This window comes from Dolichospermum sp. LEGE 00246 (assembly GCF_015207865.1).
GTDB lineage: Bacteria > Cyanobacteriota > Cyanobacteriia > Cyanobacteriales > Nostocaceae > Dolichospermum > Dolichospermum heterosporum.
Genome location: NZ_JADEWA010000777.1, coordinates 1 through 1,019, shown reverse-complemented (window position 1 = coordinate 1,019; position 1,019 = coordinate 1). Strand labels below are relative to the sequence as shown.

General features: G+C 39.1%; 1 protein-coding gene. It reads right to left on the bottom strand.

Features of this window, described 5'->3' with window-relative positions; all coding sequences use genetic code 11:
• Positions 1 to 548: 548 nt before the first annotated feature.
• Positions 549 to 1,019, bottom strand: a 471-nt coding sequence (locus tag IQ228_RS26285) for a DUF4351 domain-containing protein (RefSeq protein WP_193965048.1), incomplete at its 5' end; no start/stop codon positions are given.

The following is a 1,019-nucleotide window of genomic DNA, read 5'->3' as shown; positions in this document are numbered from 1 at the left end:
TTTTTAGCACCGAGGGTAGTTCAAGCTAAATTTCGGGAAATCGCTAAAACCATTACGAAACCTAGATTTTCTATTTTTTTGGCAATTTCTCGAACTCCAAAAAAAATGAGCGAACCGGGAGTAATGAATTTTCCTAGTATTTAGTCATCTTTTAGATGACTTTCGCTATTAGCAAGGAACTTGAGTTCCTTGCGGGATGAAGATTTTGCACCATTAAGCTTTTGCTTTACCCCTACACATCTGGGTTCTTTGTCATTTGGCAAAAGTTTAAATCTCACCCGTGTTTAGTATAGTTCGTTAAGTTTAGAGATTCTGATTCAAATGTCATCTTTATCGTCAGTACATTTTGCTTAACTCATCTGAATAATTGATACCTGCTAAAGAGTTTCATTTAACCAAGCGAACTGCTTGCAGCAGCGCTTCGCTATCGCTTTCAAGCAAGATCAACAAAGTATATCTCGATTGATTGCCGCCACCCTAGAGTTTCAGATCCCCGACTTCTTTGAGAATTCGGGGATCTCTGTATCGTTAAGGCAGGTCACTATAAATTAACTTAATTTAGTATATTTTTGTAGCCAGTCATCCAAATCATCAATACTCTGAAAATCCAACAACGCTTCTCCTAAGTCTTCCAACTGTGATACAGGAAAACTCTTGATTTGTGAACATTGACTCTCTGGTAATTCCCCCAGTCGTCGCCTTAGTTGACGAATAACTAAATTAGCCTCACCTTCCTGAAGACCTTCGACAATAATCTCTTGGTAAAAACGGGATTGGGTAATATCCACAATTTCTAGGTCTAGCATATTCATGATGATCTCCTTCGTTAACTCAGGGAACTTATTAGCCAGTATAGTCTCAATTAAACTCAATCGCCTTTGAAACTCGCCTCTTGTGTCGGCTTCCTGCAATAGCTTTCTACCAATTACGGCACTTTTGTCTTTTTCTGTCACCACCAACTGCAAAAGCATCAAATTCGGGGTTAGTTCTTGCTGGTCCTGCAGATCACTCAAATATAG